This window comes from Leifsonia shinshuensis (assembly GCF_031456835.1).
GTDB lineage: Bacteria > Actinomycetota > Actinomycetes > Actinomycetales > Microbacteriaceae > Leifsonia > Leifsonia shinshuensis_C.
Genome location: NZ_JAVDVK010000001.1, coordinates 1,052,116 through 1,069,322 on the forward strand (window position 1 = coordinate 1,052,116; position 17,207 = coordinate 1,069,322).

General features: G+C 72.7%; 14 protein-coding genes. All 14 read right to left on the reverse strand.

What is annotated here, in order from left to right:
* Positions 1–13: 13 nt before the first annotated feature.
* Complete coding sequence (locus J2W45_RS05160; protein WP_310129567.1) at positions 14–1,420, reverse strand: RsmB/NOP family class I SAM-dependent RNA methyltransferase; 1,407 nt, start codon at positions 1,418–1,420, stop codon at positions 14–16.
* A complete protein-coding gene (gene fmt, locus J2W45_RS05165) occupies positions 1,417–2,340 on the reverse strand; it encodes a methionyl-tRNA formyltransferase (protein WP_310129570.1) in 924 nt (307 codons plus the stop codon). The genes J2W45_RS05160 and fmt overlap by 4 nt, the downstream gene beginning before the upstream one ends.
* 79 nt (positions 2,341–2,419) lie before the next feature.
* Positions 2,420–4,540: a primosomal protein N' family DNA-binding protein gene (locus J2W45_RS05170; RefSeq protein WP_310129572.1), complete on the reverse strand. Its 2,121-nt coding sequence runs from the start codon at positions 4,538–4,540 to the stop codon at positions 2,420–2,422.
* 2 nt (positions 4,541–4,542) lie between these two features.
* Positions 4,543–5,736, reverse strand: a complete 1,194-nt coding sequence (metK, locus tag J2W45_RS05175) for a methionine adenosyltransferase (protein WP_310129573.1) — start codon at positions 5,734–5,736, stop codon at positions 4,543–4,545.
* Between the two features lie 60 nt (positions 5,737–5,796).
* Positions 5,797–7,101, reverse strand: coding sequence for a bifunctional phosphopantothenoylcysteine decarboxylase/phosphopantothenate synthase (locus J2W45_RS05180; RefSeq protein WP_310134922.1), 1,305 nt, complete (start codon positions 7,099–7,101; stop codon positions 5,797–5,799).
* 91 nt (positions 7,102–7,192) lie between these two features.
* The gene (gene rpoZ / locus J2W45_RS05185) at positions 7,193–7,456 is read right to left on the reverse strand and encodes a DNA-directed RNA polymerase subunit omega (RefSeq protein ID WP_089910506.1); all 264 of its coding nucleotides are present in this window, start codon (positions 7,454–7,456) and stop codon (positions 7,193–7,195) included.
* Between the two features lie 105 nt (positions 7,457–7,561).
* Positions 7,562–8,485, reverse strand: a complete 924-nt coding sequence (gene gmk, locus J2W45_RS05190; RefSeq protein WP_310129574.1) for a guanylate kinase — start codon at positions 8,483–8,485, stop codon at positions 7,562–7,564.
* A complete protein-coding gene (pyrF, locus tag J2W45_RS05195) occupies positions 8,478–9,347 on the reverse strand; it encodes an orotidine-5'-phosphate decarboxylase (protein ID WP_310129575.1) in 870 nt (289 codons plus the stop codon). The genes gmk and pyrF overlap by 8 nt, the downstream gene beginning before the upstream one ends.
* Entirely contained in the window at positions 9,344–12,646 is a 3,303-nt protein-coding gene (gene carB / locus J2W45_RS05200) for a carbamoyl-phosphate synthase large subunit (protein WP_310129576.1), read from the reverse strand. Before carB ends, pyrF begins: the two co-directional genes overlap by 4 nt.
* Positions 12,646–13,860, reverse strand: coding sequence for a glutamine-hydrolyzing carbamoyl-phosphate synthase small subunit (gene carA / locus J2W45_RS05205; RefSeq protein ID WP_310129578.1), 1,215 nt, complete (start codon positions 13,858–13,860; stop codon positions 12,646–12,648). The genes carB and carA overlap by 1 nt, the downstream gene beginning before the upstream one ends.
* On the reverse strand, positions 13,820–14,362 hold the full coding sequence (locus J2W45_RS05210) for a PH-like domain-containing protein (RefSeq protein ID WP_310129579.1): 543 nt from the start codon (positions 14,360–14,362) through the stop codon (positions 13,820–13,822). Before J2W45_RS05210 ends, carA begins: the two co-directional genes overlap by 41 nt.
* The gene (locus J2W45_RS05215; RefSeq protein ID WP_310134923.1) at positions 14,355–15,671 is read right to left on the reverse strand and encodes a dihydroorotase; all 1,317 of its coding nucleotides are present in this window, start codon (positions 15,669–15,671) and stop codon (positions 14,355–14,357) included. The genes J2W45_RS05210 and J2W45_RS05215 overlap by 8 nt, the downstream gene beginning before the upstream one ends.
* A 2-nt stretch (positions 15,672–15,673) precedes the next feature.
* Positions 15,674–16,645, reverse strand: a complete 972-nt coding sequence (locus tag J2W45_RS05220; RefSeq protein WP_310129580.1) for an aspartate carbamoyltransferase catalytic subunit — start codon at positions 16,643–16,645, stop codon at positions 15,674–15,676.
* The gene (gene pyrR / locus J2W45_RS05225; protein WP_310129581.1) at positions 16,642–17,199 is read right to left on the reverse strand and encodes a bifunctional pyr operon transcriptional regulator/uracil phosphoribosyltransferase PyrR; all 558 of its coding nucleotides are present in this window, start codon (positions 17,197–17,199) and stop codon (positions 16,642–16,644) included. The genes J2W45_RS05220 and pyrR overlap by 4 nt, the downstream gene beginning before the upstream one ends.
* Positions 17,200–17,207 lie beyond the last annotated feature (8 nt).

The following is a 17,207-nucleotide window of genomic DNA, read 5'->3' on the forward strand; positions in this document are numbered from 1 at the left end:
GCCTAGGCGGCGGCTACGCGGCGCGTTTGCGGAGCAGCGCGATGAACATGGCGTCCGTCGTGTGGCGGTGCGGCCAGAGCTGCACCGTCGCCGGGTCGCCCGCCAGGTCGAGCCGCTCGTTCGCGAGCGCCTGCACCGTCTCGGCCGTGGCCTCCTGCTCGAGCACGTCGCCGTGCCGTTCCAGCGCGGACGCGACGATGCCGCGGGTCTCGCCGAGGTGCGGCGAGCAGGTGACGTAGGCGAGCAGTCCACCCGGCTTGAGCGCCGCGATCGCGGAGTCGAGCAGCGCGGTCTGCAACGTGGTCAGCTCGGCGACGTCGCGCGGCGTCTTGCGCCAGCGCGCCTCCGGGCGGCGGCGCAGCGCGCCGAGGCCGGTGCAGGGCGCGTCGAGCAGGATGCGGTCGAAGGCTTCGGGATGCTCGGTACCTACTACGACGCCGTCGAGCTCCCACACCGGCACATCGAGCGGCACGGGCGCGAGCGCCCGGCGCACCAGCTCCGCCCGAGCCGGGACGAGCTCGTTGGCGACGAGGGTCGCACCGCCGGCCAGCGCCTCCGCGGCGAGCAGGGCGGCCTTGCCGCCGGGACCGGCGCACAGGTCGAGCCACCGCTCCCCCTCGAGCACCGGCTGCGCCCGCGTCAACGCGAGCGCCGCGAGCTGCGACCCCTCGTCCTGCACGCGGATGCGGCCGCCGGACTCCTCGACCAGCCCCTGCGGGTCGCCGCCGCCGACGGTGAACCCGGGCGGAGAGAACCGGTCCGGGCGCGCATCGTCCGGCTCGGACGCGAGTCCGGGCAGTGCGATCAGGTTGACGCGCGGAGCGGTGTTGTCGGCCTTCAGCAGCTCCTCGAGCTCCTCGACGCGTCCCTCCGCCTCGAGGGACCGCCGCAGTGCGCGCACGACCCAGACGGGATGCGACGCCAGCGCCGCGATGCGGTCGTCCTCGTTCTTCGCCCGGCTCGCGACCTGGTCGCGCCACTCCTCGGGCGTGTGCCGGCCGATCTCGCGCAGCACGCCGTTGACGAAGCCGGTGCCGGAGCGGCTCCCCACCTCGCGCGCCAGCCCGACGGACTCGTTCACCGCGGCGTGGGCCGCGACGCGGGTCGACAGCAGCTGGTGCGCGCCGAGCCGCAGCACGTCGAGCAGCGGAGGGTCGATGCGGTCGACCGGGCGACCCGCGGCGATGGCGATCACGCGGTCGTAGTAGCCCTGCATGCGCAGGGTGCCGTACGTGAGCTCGGTCGCGAGCGCCGCGTCGGCGGTCGACAGCGCCGCGCGGGCGATCCGGGTCGGGAGCAGCAGGTTGGCGTAGGCGTCGGACTCGCGCACGGCGGTGAGCACATCCAGGGCGACCCGACGGGCGGGCTGCACCGCGGTGTGCTGCGGCCGGGACGGTCCGCGCCGCTGCTGCGCGCTCACGAGAGCACCACCGCAGCGCCCGAGGCGCCGGCCGCGCCGCGCAGCCAGTCGGCCGCGGGCATCGCGCGCTTGCCGGCGGGCTGCACCGTGATCAGTTCCAGCGGGTCCGTGCCGGTCCCGACGAGGACGCGGCGGTCACGCGCCTCGACCGCTCCGGGCGGCAGCGGCGGCTCCCCTGTCGTGCGGTGCGCCTCGTGGATCTTGAACCGCTCGATCCCGAGCAGCACGAACGCGCCCGGCTCGGGCGTGACGCCGCGAAGGCGCGCGTGCACCCGGTCGGCGGGCTGGGTCAGGTCGAGCCGCGCATCCTCGATCGTCAGCTTGGGCGCGAGGGTGACCTCCCCGGCCTGGGGCGTCGCCCGCGCCGTGCCCGCCGCGAGCGCATCCGTCGTGTCGGCCAGGAGGGCCGCGCCGTCGACGGCCAGCGCGTCGAGCAGGTGCCCCGCGGTCTCCTCCGGACCGATGGGACGCCGCAGCTCGGCGTACACGTCGCCCGCGTCCAGTTCGGGCACCAGGTGGAACACCGCGGCGCCCGTCTCCGTGTCGCCCGCGATCACGGCGTGCTGCACCGGCGCGGCGCCCCGCCAGCGCGGCAGCAGCGAGAAGTGGAGGTTCACCCAGCCGAGGCGCGGGAGCGACAGCAGCGGCTCGCGCACCAGTCCCCCGTACGCGACGACGACGCCGAGGTCCGGTTCGAGCGCGGCGATGCGCTCGGTGACCTCCTCGCGCAGCCGGTTCGCCTTCAGTACCGGCAGGCCGAGACGCTCGGCCGCCTCGGCGACCGGCGACGGCGTGAGCACGCGCTTACGGCCGAGCGGCGCATCCTCGCGCGTGATGACGGCGACCACCTCGTGCCGGGCCGCGACGGCCTCGAGCGACGGGATGGCCACGGCGGGAGTGCCGGCGAAGACGATGCGCATGGGGAAGGTTCTTTCGGTCGGGACGGCGATCCAGCCTACTCCGCCCGCGCGTCCATCCACCGCTGAGGTCGACCGGAGGTCAGAGGATCTCGGGGTCGTCGAAGCGCACCCGCAGCGTCGGCGCCGGCCGGTAGCCCGGCTTGCCTGCCGGCGCGCGGCGCCGCCGGGTCGCGTTCTTCACGACGGCGGCCCGGACGGCCGCCGCCACGTCGCCGCCGTGGGCGTACTCGAACCGGAGGACGGCGCGCACCAGGTCGGGTCCGGAGCGGGCCGTGCGCGAGGCCGGCTCGACCGGGGCCGGACCCAGCACATCCACGAGCAGCGCCGGATCGACGGCGGCGATCACCTCGTTCACCGTCGCCTCCGTGCCGGTGACGGATGCCAGGCGCACGGCGGGCGGGAACCGCAGCTCCCGCCGGTCGACCAGCTCTTCGTGGGCGAACTCGACGAGGCGGCCGGTGGCGAAGTCGCGCGCGAGCGGCCCGGACACGCCGACCAGCACCGTCGGCGCACCGGGCGCGGCAAGACCGGCGGCGCTCTGCCACCAGCGCAGGCAGTCCTCGGCGACGTGCAGGCTCTCGCGGGCGAGCATCCGTTCGCCGTCGAGCAGCAGCACCGCCTGATACCCGCCCTCCGCGATCGGCTCGGCCCCGCGAGTGGCAACGACGAGGGCGGGCGCCGATCCGATGCGCTGGACGGGGTGGTCGCCGTCGGCGAGGATGACCCGCGTGCCCGGGAACGCGCGCCCGAGCTCCTCGGCCGTCCGGCCGGAGCCGACCGTCACCATCCGGAACCGGCGGTGCTCGCAGTGCTCGCACTGCCAATCGGTCGCGAGCCGCCCGCACACGGTGCACGACGGCGGGGAGCCGGCGCGCGTCTGGTGCAGCGGCCCCTTGCAGTTCATGCACCGGGCGGCCTGGCCGCAATTCGCGCACGCGATCACGGGCGCGTAGCCGGGACGCGCCACCTGGACGAGCACCGGGCCGCGCGGCCGGCCGCTGTCGCCGTTCAGCGCCTCACGCGCGGCGCGCCAGGCGGGCGACGGGATGCGCGCGGCCCGCGCCATCGGCTCCGGTGCCTGCTGGTTCGCGGTCAGTACGACCTTCGGCGAGGTGACGCGCTCGGGCCCGACATCCCGCAGCCAGCCGAGCTCCACCAGCCGCTGGGTCTCGACGCTGCGGATGTTGCCGCTCAGCACGAGCGCGCATCCCTCGAGCTCCTGGCGCACGAGGGCGGCGTCGCGCGTGTGCACGTACGGGCTGAGGGGTTCGGCGTGGAGCGGGTCGCTGTCCTCCCAGACCACCAGCAGCCCCAGCCGCTCGGCGGGCGCGTAGACCACGGAGCGGTTGCCGATGATGATGCGCGGACCGGACAACGCCTCCAGGAACCCGCGGTACCGCTCGGTGTTCGCCTGCCCGGCGTCCGCGCGCACCACCGCGGCCGGCGGGGCGACGACGGCCAGGGCGGCGGCCAGCTGCTCCAGGTCGCGATGGTCGGGTACCGCGACGATCGCCGTGCGGCCGCCGCGCCAGCAGTCGGCCGCCAGGGTCGCGAGGGTGACCGCCCACTCCCCGACCCACGTGCCGTCGGGCAGCGGGACCAGGCGCGGGATGGCGCGCAGCGCGATCCGCTCGTCGAGCGCGACCGCATCCTCCAGCACCCGCTCGCCGTACCCGCGCACCGCGACGGGCGCGGGCGCGGGTGCGGGCGCCGCCGCCGCAGGCGCCGCGGCCGCATCCCGCGCCGCAGCGCCGAGTGGCGACATCGACTCACGACTCGCGCCCGATTCCGACAACGACTCACGACTCGACGCACCGGGAGCGGCGTGTGCGGCCAGCCACGCCTTCTCGACCCGCACCATGCGGCCGGGCACCGCGAGGCGGAGGATGTCGCTCGCCGTCCCCGCGCTGCGGTCCGCCAAGCGTCGCGCCAGCCGCCAGACGCCCGGCGTGAGCACGCGCGCGGGCGAGACGACGGCCTCCAGCGGGCTCAGCGTCCCCTCGAACCCGTCGTCCGGGTCGCCCACCTCCACGAGATACCCGTCGGCCACGCGACCCGCGGAGCGCAGCGGCACACGCACGCGCACGCCGGGCACCGCGTCGGCGGCGAGCTCCTCCGGGATGGCGTAGTCGAAGAGGTGGTCGAGCTGCGGGAGCGGCGAGTCGATGACCACCCGGGCGACCCGTGCGGCCGCCGCCACCGCTAGATCCCCGCGGCCGAGCGCAGGTCGTCGACGCGGTCGAGCCGCTCCCAGGTGAACTCGGGCAGCTCGCGGCCGAAGTGGCCGTAGGTCGCGGTGCGCGCGTAGATCGGGCGCAGCAGGTCGAGGTCGCGGATGATCGCGGCCGGCCGCAGGTCGAAGACGTCGCGGATGGCGGCGATGATGCGCTCCTCGGGCACCTTCGCGGTGCCGAACGTCTCGACGTACAGCCCGACCGGAGCGGCCTTGCCGATCGCGTACGCGATCTGCACCTCGAGCCGGTCGGCGAAGCCCGCGGCGACCGCGTTCTTCGCCACCCAGCGCATCGCGTACGCGGCGGAGCGGTCGACCTTCGACGGGTCCTTGCCCGAGAAGGCGCCGCCGCCGTGGCGGGACGCGCCGCCGTAGGTGTCAACGATGATCTTGCGGCCGGTCAGCCCGGCGTCGCCCTTGGGGCCGCCGATCTCGAAGCGCCCGGTCGGGTTGATGAGGGTGCGGATGTGCGAGGTCTCGAGCCCGGCCGTGTGGAGCACCGGGTTGATGACCTCCTCGACGATCTCGGCCTGCAGCTGCTCGTTCGACACCTGCGGGGCGTGCTGCGTCGACAGCACGACGGTCTGCACCGACTTGGGAACGGATCCCTCGTAGCCGATCGTGACCTGGGTCTTGCCGTCGGGCCGCAGGTAGTCGAGCGTGCCGTCCTTGCGCACGGACGCCAGGCGCTCGGCGAGACGGTGGGCCAGCCAGATGGGCAGCGGCATGTACTGCGGCGTCTCCGTGGTGGCGTAGCCGAACATGATGCCCTGGTCGCCGGCGCCCTGGCGGTCGAGGTCGTCGTGGCTCTGCTCGGCGCGCGTCTCCAGCGCGTTGTCCACGCCCTGCGCGATGTCGGGCGACTGGGCTCCGATCGAGACGGACACGCCGCACTGGGTGCCGTCGAAGCTGACGTCGGACGAGTCGTACCCGATCTCGACGAGCTTGTTGCGCACCAGCGCCGGGATCTCGACGTAGCCGCTGGAGGTGACCTCGCCGGCGACGTGGACGAGTCCCGTCGTCACCAGGGTCTCGACGGCGGCGCGGCTGTGCGGGTCGACGGTGAGCAGGGCATCCAGGATGCTGTCGGAGATCTGGTCGCAGATCTTGTCCGGGTGGCCCTCGGTGACGGACTCGGACGTGAAGAGACGCAGATCTGCCATGGTTCTCCCTGGTCGACGACGGGCGTAAGAGTCGCGGCCGGATCGTCTCGGACGCGCCGGCTAGGCGATGACGTCGAGGATACGGTCGGCCACCGACAGCTTGCTGCCCGAGGCCTCCATCACTATATCGCCGCCCTTTCGCAGGACGACGACCTCGTTGCTCTCCGTTGCGAAGCCCTGCGACCAGCCCACCTGGTTGAGCACGAGGAAGTCGCTGCCCTTCGCTTCGAGCTTCGTGCGCCCGAGGTGGATGAGCGCCTGCGGGTCCGGCTCGGTCTCGGCGGCGAAGCCGACGACAACCTGGCCGTCGCGACGGTTGGCGGAGAGCCCGGCGAGGATGTCCGGGTTGGCGACGAGCTCGAGGGTGAGCGTGTCCCCGTGCTCGGACTTCTTGATCTTCGCGTCGCGCGTCTCCGCGGGGCGGTAGTCCGCGACGGCGGCCGTCATGACGACGATGTCGGCCGCGCGGGCGGCCTCCTGCACCGCCTCCTGCAGCTCGAGCGCGGTTTGCACCGGGATGAGCTCCACCCCCTCGGGCGGTTCCACCTCGAGGTGCGCCGCGATGAGCACGACGTCGGCGCCGCGGGCCTGCGCGGCGGCGGCGATCGCTACGCCCTGACGCCCACTGGAGCGGTTGCCGAGGAAGCGCACCGGGTCGAGTGGTTCGCGGGTGCCCCCGGCGGTGACCACGACGCGCTTGCCCGCGAGGTCGACGCCGCCCCGGGGCCGCTTGGCCGCCTCGTTCGCGCGGCGGCGCTCGGAGAGCACCACGACGTCGTTGACGGCGGCGTCGGATGCGGTCAGCGCCGCAGGCGCGGGCGGCTCCACGGCGCGCGGGACGATCCCGGCGGCGCGCAGCGCGGACCGGACGATGACCTCCGGCTCCTCCATCCGGCCGGGGCCGGAGTCGCTGCCGGTGAGCTGGCCGCTGGCGGGGCCGACCACCGTGACACCGCGGCTGCGCAGGGTGGCGATGTTCGCGACGGTGGCCGGATTGCGCCACATCTCGGTGTGCATCGCCGGGGCGATCACGAGCGGCGCCGTGGACGCGAGCACCGTGTTGCCGAGGAGGTCGTCGGCGATGCCCGCCGCGAGCTTGGCGATCGTGTTGGCGGTGGCCGGTGCGATGACGATGAGGTCGGCCGACTGCCCGATCGCCACGTGCCGCACCTCGGCGACGCCCTCGTAGAGGTCGGTCGCGACGGGGTTGCGGCTGATCGCCTCCAGCGTCGGACGCCCGACGAACCGCAGCGCCGCCTCGGTCGCGACCACGTGCACGGAGTGGCCTTCGAGGACCAGGGCCCGGATGACTCCGACGGCCTTGTACGCGGCGATGCCGCCGGTCACTCCGACGACGATGGTCAATCGTGGGCTCAACGGCGGCACCTCTCCTCGGCCGGGGCGCTGCCCGGCTGCGGTCGTCTGCGGCTCTACTGCTGCGTGCGGCGGATGCTGCCTACTCGGCGGCGGCGATCGGCTTCAGGACGAGCTTGTCCTCGTTGATCTCGTGGAGGGCGACCGAGAGCGGCTTGTCGTCGACGGAGGAGTCGACCAGCGGGCCCACGTTGTCGAACAGGCTGCCCTCGTGCAGGTCGGCGTAGTAGTCGTTGATCTGGCGGGCCCGCTTGGACGCGAAGATCACGAGGGCGTACTTCGACTCGACGCGCGACAGGAGGTCGTCGATGGGCGGGTCGATGATGCCGTTGTTGCTGGTTGCCATGCGGGGTGCTCCTTGTTCTGGGCGACCGGGCGCGGTGGCCCGATCGACGGCCGCGTCAGGCGGCCGGGGACAGTGGGCGCGCCGGTGACGGCGCGGAGAGACGGCTCACGGACGCGACGGCGCCGCGCGGACCTTCATCAAGTCTACGACCTCGCGGGCCGCCTCGGCGACGTCGTGGTTGACCACCTTGTAGTCGAACTCGTCCTGGGCGGCCAGCTCGACCTTGGCGGTCTCCAGCCGGCGCTGCTGCTCCGCGGTGTCCTCGGTGCCCCGGCCGATCAGCCGCCGCACCAGCTCCTCCCACGTCGGCGGGAGCAGGAAGATCAGCCGCGCCTCCGGCATGGAGGCGCGCACCTGGCGGGCGCCCTGCAGGTCGATCTCGAGCAGCACGCTCCGGCCGGCGGCCAGCGCCTTCTCGATCGGGGCGCGGGGCGTGCCGTAGCGGTAGGCGTTGTGCACGGTCGCGTGCTCGAGCAGCTCGCCCTCGACGATCATCCGGTCGAACTCGGCGTCGTCGACGAAGTAGTAGTTGACGCCGTCGACCTCGCCGGGGCGCGGCTTGCGCGTCGTCGCGGACACGGAGAGCAGCACGTCCGGGTAGTGCTCGCGGATGTACGACGACACCGTGCCCTTGCCCACGGCCGTGGGACCGGCGAGCACGACCAGGCGGTTGCGCTGGCGGCCGGTGCGGTTCTCCCGCTCGATCAGGAACTGGCGGAGGCGCAGTCGCTGGTGGCGGCCGAGACCGCCCAGCCGCTTGGCGGGCGAGATGGCCAGCCGGTCTAGCGCCTCCTGCATCTTGGTGGTGCCGATCGCGGGCACGCTGAGCAGGAACTCGGTGACCCGCAGCCGGCCCTCGACCCCCTCCGGGTCGGCGGTCGCGCGGTCGAGCACTGTCAGCGGCGACACCTCGCGGGAGGCGATGGACGCCTTCACGGCGGCACGGGCACGGCGCGCGGCGACGGCGGCCTGCGACGCGGCCTGGCGGTCGACCTCGGGCGGTGCGGGGCGGCTCGAGGTCTCAGCCATGGCTGGCGCGCACCTCCTCGGCGCGGCGGCCGATCGCGTCCGCCAGGCCGGAGGGACCGGCGGAGAGCAGCCCGCGGGACTCGCTGACGATCACGCCGGATGCGAGCGAGCCGAACAGCCGCGACACGTCCTCGACCCGCGCGCCCTGGTGGCCGAAGCCTGGCGCCAGCACGGGCAGTGCGGGGGTGCGCTCCCCCGCCGTCGCCACATCGATCCCGTAGTCGGCGAGCTCGACGGTCGCGCCGAGCACCAGCCCGACCGATCCGTACGCGGCACGCGCGTCCTGCTCCTGATTGAACGAATGCACGTCTTCGATGATCGCACGAGCGACGGACAGGCCCGTCCGCGGCCCGCTCTGGACGATGGCCTGCTGCACCGCAGCCGCCTCGGGATTCGAGGTCGCGGCGAGCACGAACAGGCCCTTCCCCGCGGCCGCTCCGAGCGCCATCGCGTCCGCGAGCGAGCCGACGCCCTGGTAGGCGGCGACCGTCATGGCGTCCGATTCCAGCGGCGAGCCGGGCGTCAGCCAGGCCTCGGCGTACGCGGTGACACTGGTGCCGATGTCGCCGCGCTTGACGTCCGCGATCACCAGCAGCCCGGCCGCACGCGCGGCCGCGAGCACCTCCTCCAGAGCGGCGTACCCCGCCGCGCCGAATCGCTCGAAGAACGCCACCTGCGGCTTGACGATGCCCGCCCGGCCAGCGGCGGCCTCGACCACCGTCAGGCCGAACGAGCGGAGGCCGTCGGCCGAAGCCGGCAGCCCCCACTCCTCGAGCAGGTGCGCGTGCGGGTCGATGCCGACGCACAGCCGCCCGCGCTTGGCGAACGCGCGCGCGAGCCGGTCGCCGAACGCCGGCGTCATACGCGAGCGGCCCTCTCCTGCGCGTACACCTGCAGCGACTTCACGTCGAAGCCCTCGCGGATGGCGTCCAGCGACGCCACGGCCGCGCTCAGCTCCGCGATGGTCGTGAACAGCGGCTTGTCCGCGGCGACGGCCGCCGCGCGGATCTCGTAGCCGTCGGCACGCGCCGACCGTCCGCTCGGGGTGTTGATCACCACATCCACCTCGGCGCGGTTGATGATGTCGACGATCGAGTCGCCGCCGCTCTCCTGCGCTTCGCTGTGCTTGCGCACGATGCGGGCCGCGATGCCGTTGCGGTTGAGCACCTCGGCGGTGCCCTCGGTCGCGACGATCTCGAAGCCGAGCTGGTGCAGGCGGAGGACCGGGAGGACGACGGCGCGCTTGTCGCGGTCGGAGACCGAGACGAACGCCGTGCCGCCCAGCGGCATGCCGCCGTAGGCCGCCGACTGGCTCTTCGCGAACGCGGTCGGGAAGTCCTTGTCGATGCCCATCACCTCGCCGGTGGAGCGCATCTCCGGGCCGAGCACCGAGTCGACGACCGTGCCCTCCTTGGTGCGGAACCGCTTGAAGGGCAGCACGGCCTCCTTCACGGCGACCGGCGAGTCCATCGGGATGCGCGATCCGTCCTGCGCGGGCAGCAGCCCCTCGGCGATCAGGCCCTCGATCGTCTCGCCGACCATGATCCGCGACGCGGCCTTGGCGAGCGGGATGCCGAGCGCCTTCGACACGAACGGCACGGTCCGGGAGGCGCGCGGGTTGGCCTCCAGCACGTAGAGCACGCCCGCGCCGATCGCGAACTGCACGTTGAGCAGGCCGCGCACGCCGATCCCCTCGGCGATCTTCAGGGTCGCCTCGCGCACCCGGTCGATCTCGCGGCGGCCGAGCGTGATCGGCGGCAGGGTGCACGACGAGTCGCCGGAGTGGACGCCGGCCTCCTCGATGTGCTCCATGACGCCGCCGATGTAGAGCCGCTCGCCGTCGTAGAGCGCGTCCACGTCGATCTCGATGGCGTCGTCGAGGAAGCGGTCCACGAGCAGCGGATGCGACGGGCCGACGATGCCCTGCCCGGCGACCCGCTCGAAGTAGTCGGCGAGGGAGGCGTTGTCGTAGACGATCTCCATGCCGCGGCCGCCGAGCACGAAGCTGGGGCGCACGAGCACCGGGTAGCCGATCTGCTCGGCGACGTGGGCGGCGCTCGGGTAGTCGACGGCGGTGCCGTTGCGCGGCGCGACGAGACCCGCCTCATCCAGGATGCCGGAGAACAGTCCGCGCTCCTCGGCGAAATCGATCGCCTCCGGGGTGGTGCCGAGGATGGGAACCCCGGCCGCCTCCAGGCCCTTCGCGAGCCCGAGCGCGGTCTGGCCGCCCAGCTGGACGACGACGCCGACCAGTTCGCCGGTCTGCGACTCGGCGTGGATGACCTCGAGCACGTCCTCCAGCGTGAGCGGCTCGAAGTAGAGCCGGTCGCTGGTGTCGTAGTCGGTCGACACCGTCTCCGGGTTGCAGTTGATCATGATCGTCTCGAAGCCCGCGTCGTGCAGCGCGAACGACGCGTGCACGCACGAGTAGTCGAACTCGACGCCCTGGCCGATGCGGTTCGGACCCGAGCCCAGGATGACGACCTTGCGCTTGTCGCTCGGCTCCACCTCGGTCTCCAGGTCGTAGCTGGAGTAGTGGTACGGCGTGAGGGCGGGGAACTCGCCCGCGCAGGTGTCGACCGTCTTGTAGACCGGACGCACGCCGAGGATGTGGCGCACCTCGCGCACGTCGGCCTCGCCGAAGCCGCGCAGCTCGCCGATCTGGGCGTCGGAGAAGCCGTGGTCCTTCGCGAACCGCAGCGTCTCGGTGTCGAGGGTCGGCGCATCCCGGATCTGGTCGGCCACCTCGTTGATCAGCGCGATCTGGTCGATGAACCACGGGTCGATCTTGGTCGCCTCGAAGACCTGCTCCGGCGTCGCGCCCAGGCGGAGCGCCTGCTGCACGTCGACGATGCGGCCGTCGGTGGGGGTCGCGATGGAGGCGAGCAGCTCATCCACCGTGCGCCCGGACCCGTCGGCACTGGGCGGGCCCCAGTGGAACGACGAGCCGCGCTTCTCGAGCGAGCGGAGCGCCTTCTGCAGCGCCGAGCTGAAGCTGCGGCCGATCGCCATGGCCTCGCCGACCGACTTCATGGTGGTGGTCAGCGTCGGGTCGGCGGCCGGGAACTTCTCGAACGCGAACCGCGGCACCTTGACGACGATGTAGTCGAGGGTCGGCTCGAAGCTCGCCGGCGTCACCTTCGTGATGTCGTTCGGGATCTCGTCCAGCCGGTAGCCGATGGCCAGCTTCGCCGCGATCTTCGCGATCGGGAAGCCGGTCGCCTTCGACGCGAGGGCCGACGAGCGGGAGACGCGCGGGTTCATCTCGATGACGATGATCCGTCCGTTCTCCGGGTTCACCGCGAACTGGATGTTGCAGCCGCCGGTGTCGACGCCCACCGCGCGGATGATGTCGATGCCGATGTCGCGCAGCTTCTGGTACTCGCGGTCGGTCAGCGTCAGCGCGGGCGCGACGGTGATCGAGTCGCCGGTGTGCACGCCGACCGGGTCGACGTTCTCGATCGAGCAGACGACCACCGTGTTGTCGGCGGTGTCGCGCATCAGCTCGAGCTCGTACTCCTTCCAGCCCAGGATGGACTCCTCCAGCAGCACCTCGCTGGTGGGGCTCTGGTGGATGCCGTCCCCGGCGATCCGGCGCAGCTCCTCCGGCGTGTACGCGAAGCCGGAGCCCAGACCGCCCATCGTGAACGACGGACGGACGACGAGCGGGTAGCCCAGGTCCTCCGCGAACTCCAGCGCCTCCTCGACGGTGTGCGCGATGTGCGACCGCGCGACCTCGGCGCCCGCCTCCACGACGAGCTCCTTGAAGATCTGGCGGTCCTCGCCCTTCTGGATGGCCTCGAACTTCGCGCCGATCAGCTCGACGTCGTACTTCTCGAGGATGCCGTGCTCGTGCAGCTGCATGGCCGCGTTGAGCGCGGTCTGACCGCCCAGGGTCGGCAGGATGGCGTCGGGGCGCTCCTTGGCGATGATCGTCTCGATGACCTGCCAGGTGATCGGCTCGACGTAGGTGGCGTCGGCGAAGTCGGGGTCGGTCATGATCGTCGCCGGGTTGGAGTTGACGAGGATGACGCGCACGCCCTCCGCCTTCAGCACCCGGCAGGCCTGCGTGCCCGAGTAGTCGAACTCGACCGCCTGGCCGATGACGATGGGTCCGGAGCCGATGACGAGGACGGACTGGATGTCGTCGCGTTTGGGCATCAGACGTTCTCCTGGCTGTTCGAGGTGGACGGATCGGCGGCGCCGTGCTGCGCGCGGATCATGTCGAGGAAGCGGTCGAAGAGGTAGTTGGCGTCGTGCGGGCCGGCCGCCGCCTCCGGGTGGTACTGCACGCTGAAGGCGTTCAGGTCGAGGCAGTTGAGCCCCTCGACGACCTGGTCGTTGAGCGAGAAGTGGCTGACCTCGACGCGGCCGAAGCCGGCCGGGGAGTCGAAGGAGGCATCGATCGGCGCCTTGACGGCGAAGCCGTGGTTCTGCGCGGTGATCTCCACCCGGCCGGTGCGCTTGTCGAGCACCGGCTGGTTGATCCCGCGGTGGCCGAACGGCAGCTTGTAGGTGTCGAGCCCGAGCGCGCGGCCGAGCAGCTGGTTACCGAAGCAGATGCCGAAGTACGGGAGACCTGCACGCAGCGTCTCCTGCAGCAGGGCGACGTGCTTGCCGGAGGCCTGCGGGTCGCCAGGCCCGTTCGAGAAGAACAGCGCGTCGACGCCGAGCCCGAGCACATCCTGAGCGCTGACCTGCTGCGGGAGCACGTGCACGTCGAGCCCGCGCGCCGCCAGGTTCTCGAGGGTGGACTTCTTCACGCCCAGGTCGAGCACCGCGACGGAGCCGACCTTCTCGCCGACCGCGGGAACCGTGTACGGCTCGACGGTGGACACCTCGGCGGACAGGTTGCGGCCCTTCATCGGCGCGCCGGCGAGCACCAGGTCGAGCTGCTCGCCGTCGCTCAGCCCGAAGTCCTCACCGGAGAAGATGCCGGAGCGCATGGCGCCCGCCGAGCGGATGTGGCGGGTCACTGCACGGGTGTCGATCCCGCTGATGCCGACGACGCCCTGCGCGACGAGGTCGTCGTCGAGGCTGCGCTGCGCGCGGAAGTTCGACACGACGCGGCTGGGCTCGCGGACGACGTAGCCCGCCACCCAGATCTGCCGGGACTCCATGTCCTCGTCGTTTGTGCCGGTGTTGCCGATGTGCGGCGCCGTCTGCAGCACGATCTGGCCGGCGTAGGACGGGTCGGTCAGCGTCTCCTGGTAGCCGGTCATGCCGGTGGCGAAGACCGCCTCGCCGAGGGTGCGCCCTCGCGCGCCGTAGGCCCGGCCGACGTAACGGGTTCCGTCTTCGAGGACGAGCACCGCGGGTTCTGTTGCGAGCACGTCACACCTCCTTGTCGTTCGGGCGGGACGGGCCCGCCGCATCCGGGGCATCCGCCCGCGGGACGGTTGCTTCGACGGCCGCGATCAGCTGCGCGCGGCCGGCCGGGTCGACGACCCGGAAGTAGCTGTCGGCGGCCGTGCCGCCGCTGGTGGTCCAGCCCAGCCGGACCAGGCCGTCGCGCTCGACCGCCCGGTCGATCGCGACGCTCGCGACGCCGACTCCGGTGAGGACGGACGCCGGGACGAAGACCGCCGGCTCGCCGGTGACGGCGATGGACACGCCCTCCGGCCGGACGGCGACCGTCGCGTTGCCGCGGAACGACAGTCCCGGCAGGGCGAGCCGCTCGAGGTGCTCGCCGCCGCGCGTGGTGGCGACGTACAGCGCCTCCACCTCGGCGACGGGAGCGCTCAGCGTGCCGGGGGTCGAGTACCCGCCGCCGGCCGGGCTGTCGCGGCGCACGCGCCGGCGCCAGCCGAGCACGGCGAGCCCGATGACGATGGCGAGGACCGCCAGGATTCCGATCGTGGGGAGCACCTTATCCACGGGCGCTCACCTCCTCGGCGTCGCGCACCGCGCCGTCGAGCACCGTCGCACGGCCCTGGTGGAAGGTCGCGACGACCCGGCCGGGCAGCGTGAGCCCGAGGTAGGGCGAGTTGACGCCCTTGCCGGCGAGGTCGGCGGTCGAGAACGTCCGCGAGGCCGTCGGGTCGTAGAGGAAGAGATTCGCCGGGGCGCCCTCCGCAAGCGCACCGCCGTGGCCGTCCAGCCGGCCGATCCGGGCCGGGGTGGCGGAGAGGACGCGGGCGATGTCGGCCCAGCCGAGCATCCCGTTGTCGACAACGCTGGCCTGCACCACCGAGAGCGCCGACTCCAGCCCGACCATGCCGAACGCGGCGGCGTCCCACTCGCAGTCCTTCGACTCGATGGGGTGCGGCGCGTGGTCGGTCGCGACGATGTCGATGGTGCCGTCGGCGAGGCCGGCGCGCAGCGCCTCCACGTCCTCGCGGCTCCGCAGCGGCGGGTTGACCTTGTAGCGGGCGTCGTATCCGGTCGCCAGCTCTTCGGTGAGAGCGAGGTGGTGCGGGGTGACCTCGGCGGTCACGGCGATGCCGCGGGCCTTCGCCCAGCGGATCACGTCGACGCTGCCCGCGGTGGAGACGTGGCACACGTGGAGGCGCGAGCCGACGTGCTCGGCGAGCAGCACATCCCGGGCGATGATCGACTCCTCGGCGACCGCCGGCCAGCCCGCCAGCCCCAGCTCGCCGGACAGCGCGCCCTCGTTCATCTGCGCGCCCTCGGTGAGCCGCGGCTCCTGCGCGTGCTGCGCGATGACGCCGTCGAACGCCTTGACGTACTCCAGCGCCCGGCGCATCAGCAGCGGGTCGGAGACGCACCTGCCGTCGTCGCTGAACACCCGGACGCGGGCGCGGGACTGCGCCATCGCGCCCAGCTCGGCCAGCCGCTCTCCCGCCAGCCCGACGGTGACGGCGCCGATCGGCCGCACGGTCGCGTAGCCGGCCGCCTCGCCGAGGCTCAGCACCTGCTCGACCACCCCGGCTGTGTCCGCCACCGGCGACGTGTTCGCCATGGCGAACACCGCGGTGAATCCACCGGCCGCGGCGGCGCGCGTGCCGGTCAGGACCGTCTCGCTCTGCTCGTACCCGGGCTCGCGCAAGTGCGTGTGGAGGTCGACCAGACCGGGCAGCGCGAGCAGCCCGTCTGCGTCGATCGCCGTCGCACCCGCGGCGCTCAGCCCGGCTCCGGTCGCGGTGATCACGCCGCCGTCGACCAGCAGGTCGGTCCGCGAGCCGTCGGCCAGCGTCGCGCCGCGGATCAGGAACTTCTCGTCCACACTCACCTCACACCGCCTGGCCGTACCTGCTCGGAACCGGCACCCGACAGCAGCAGGTACAGGGCTGCCATCCGCACGGAGACGCCGTTCGCGACCTGCTCCCGGACCGTCGAGCGCGGGGAGTCCGCGGCCGCGGCCGAGATCTCCAGCCCGCGGTTCATCGGTCCCGGGTGCATCACAATGCTATCGGGCTTCAACCGGGCCAACCGCTCCTCGTCCAGCCCCCACCGCCGCGTGTATTCGCGCGTGGTCGGGAAGAACGCCGCGTTCATCCGCTCGGCCTGGATGCGCAGCATCATCACCACGTCCGGACCGGCGGCGATCGCCGCGTCCAGGTCGTAGCCCACCTCGGCCGGCCAGCCGGAGACGTCCACCGGCAGCAGCGTCGGCGGCGCGACCAGCGTGACGTGCGCACCGAGGGTCCGCAGCAGCCAGACGTTGGAGCGCGCGACCCGCGAGTGCAGGATGTCGCCGACGATCGCGACGCTCACCCCGTCGAGGTCGCGGCCGCGCGAGGCCGTCCCGTGGATGCGGCGGCGCATCGTGAACGCGTCCAGCAGCGCCTGGGTCGGGTGCTCGTGCGTCCCGTCGCCGGCGTTCAGGATGCCCGCGTCGATCCAGCCGCTCGTCGCGAGCGTCTGCGGGGCGCCCGACGAGCCGTGGCGGATCACCACCGCATCCGCCCCCATCGCCTGCAGCGTCTGGGCCGTGTCCTTCAGGCTCTCGCCCTTGGAGACGCTCGAGCCCTTGGCGGAGAAGTTGATGACGTCGGCGGAGAGCCGCTTCGCCGCCGCCTCGAACGAGATGCGGGTGCGCGTGGAGTCCTCGAAGAAGAGGTTCACGACGGTCTTGCCGCGCAGCGTCGGGAGCTTCTTGACCTCGCGCTCCTGCACATCCGCCATGTCCTCGGCGACATCGAGCAGCTGGATGGCGTCCTCACGCGGGAGGTCGCGGGTCGAGAGCAGGTGCCTCATGCGTCGGCCCCCGGCTCCTCGATCGTGACGGCCTCGGTGCCGTCGACCTCGTCCAGACGCACGAAGATGCGCTCGGAGGCCGCCGACGGGAGGTTCTTGCCCACGAAGTCCGCGCGGATCGGCAGTTCGCGGTGGCCGCGGTCCACCAGAACGGCGAGACGGACAGCCCGCGGCCGGCCGATGTCGCTGACCGCGTCGAGCGCGGCCCGGATCGTGCGGCCCGAGAACAGCACATCGTCGACGAGCACGACGGTCTTGCCGTCGATCGGGCCCGGGAGCGACGTGGGCTGCGGGGTGCGCGTGGGATGCCGTGACAGGTCGTCGCGGTACATCGTCACGTCGAGCGCGCCCACGATGTCGGCGGGCGAGCCGACCGCGGCCGGCTCGATGCGCTGGATGGTGTCCGCGATCCGCCGCGCGAGCACGACGCCGCGGGTCGGGATCCCCAGGATCACCAGATCGTCGGTTCCCCGGTTGGACTCCAGGATCTCGTGGGAGATCCGAGTCAACGCCCGGGCGATGTCAGCCTGCTGCAGCACGGTACGCGCCGTCATGCCGACCT

Excerpts from the sequence above, each read along its gene's own strand:
- gmk (WP_310129574.1), bottom strand. The coding sequence starts at position 8,485 with ATGGCTGAGACCTCGAGCCGCCCCGCACCGCCCGAGGTCGACCGCCAG.
- carB (WP_310129576.1), bottom strand. The coding sequence starts at position 12,646 with ATGCCCAAACGCGACGACATCCAGTCCGTCCTCGTCATCGGCTCCGGA.
- pyrR (WP_310129581.1), bottom strand. The coding sequence starts at position 17,199 with ATGACGGCGCGTACCGTGCTGCAGCAGGCTGACATCGCCCGGGCGTTG.
- fmt (WP_310129570.1), bottom strand. The coding sequence starts at position 2,340 with ATGCGCATCGTCTTCGCCGGCACTCCCGCCGTGGCCATCCCGTCGCTC.
- J2W45_RS05220 (WP_310129580.1), bottom strand. The coding sequence starts at position 16,645 with ATGAGGCACCTGCTCTCGACCCGCGACCTCCCGCGTGAGGACGCCATC.
- pyrF (WP_310129575.1), bottom strand. The coding sequence starts at position 9,347 with ATGACGCCGGCGTTCGGCGACCGGCTCGCGCGCGCGTTCGCCAAGCGC.
- carA (WP_310129578.1), bottom strand. The coding sequence starts at position 13,860 with ATGCGGCGGGCCCGTCCCGCCCGAACGACAAGGAGGTGTGACGTGCTC.
- metK (WP_310129573.1), bottom strand. The coding sequence starts at position 5,736 with ATGGCAGATCTGCGTCTCTTCACGTCCGAGTCCGTCACCGAGGGCCAC.
- rpoZ (WP_089910506.1), bottom strand. The coding sequence starts at position 7,456 with ATGGCAACCAGCAACAACGGCATCATCGACCCGCCCATCGACGACCTC.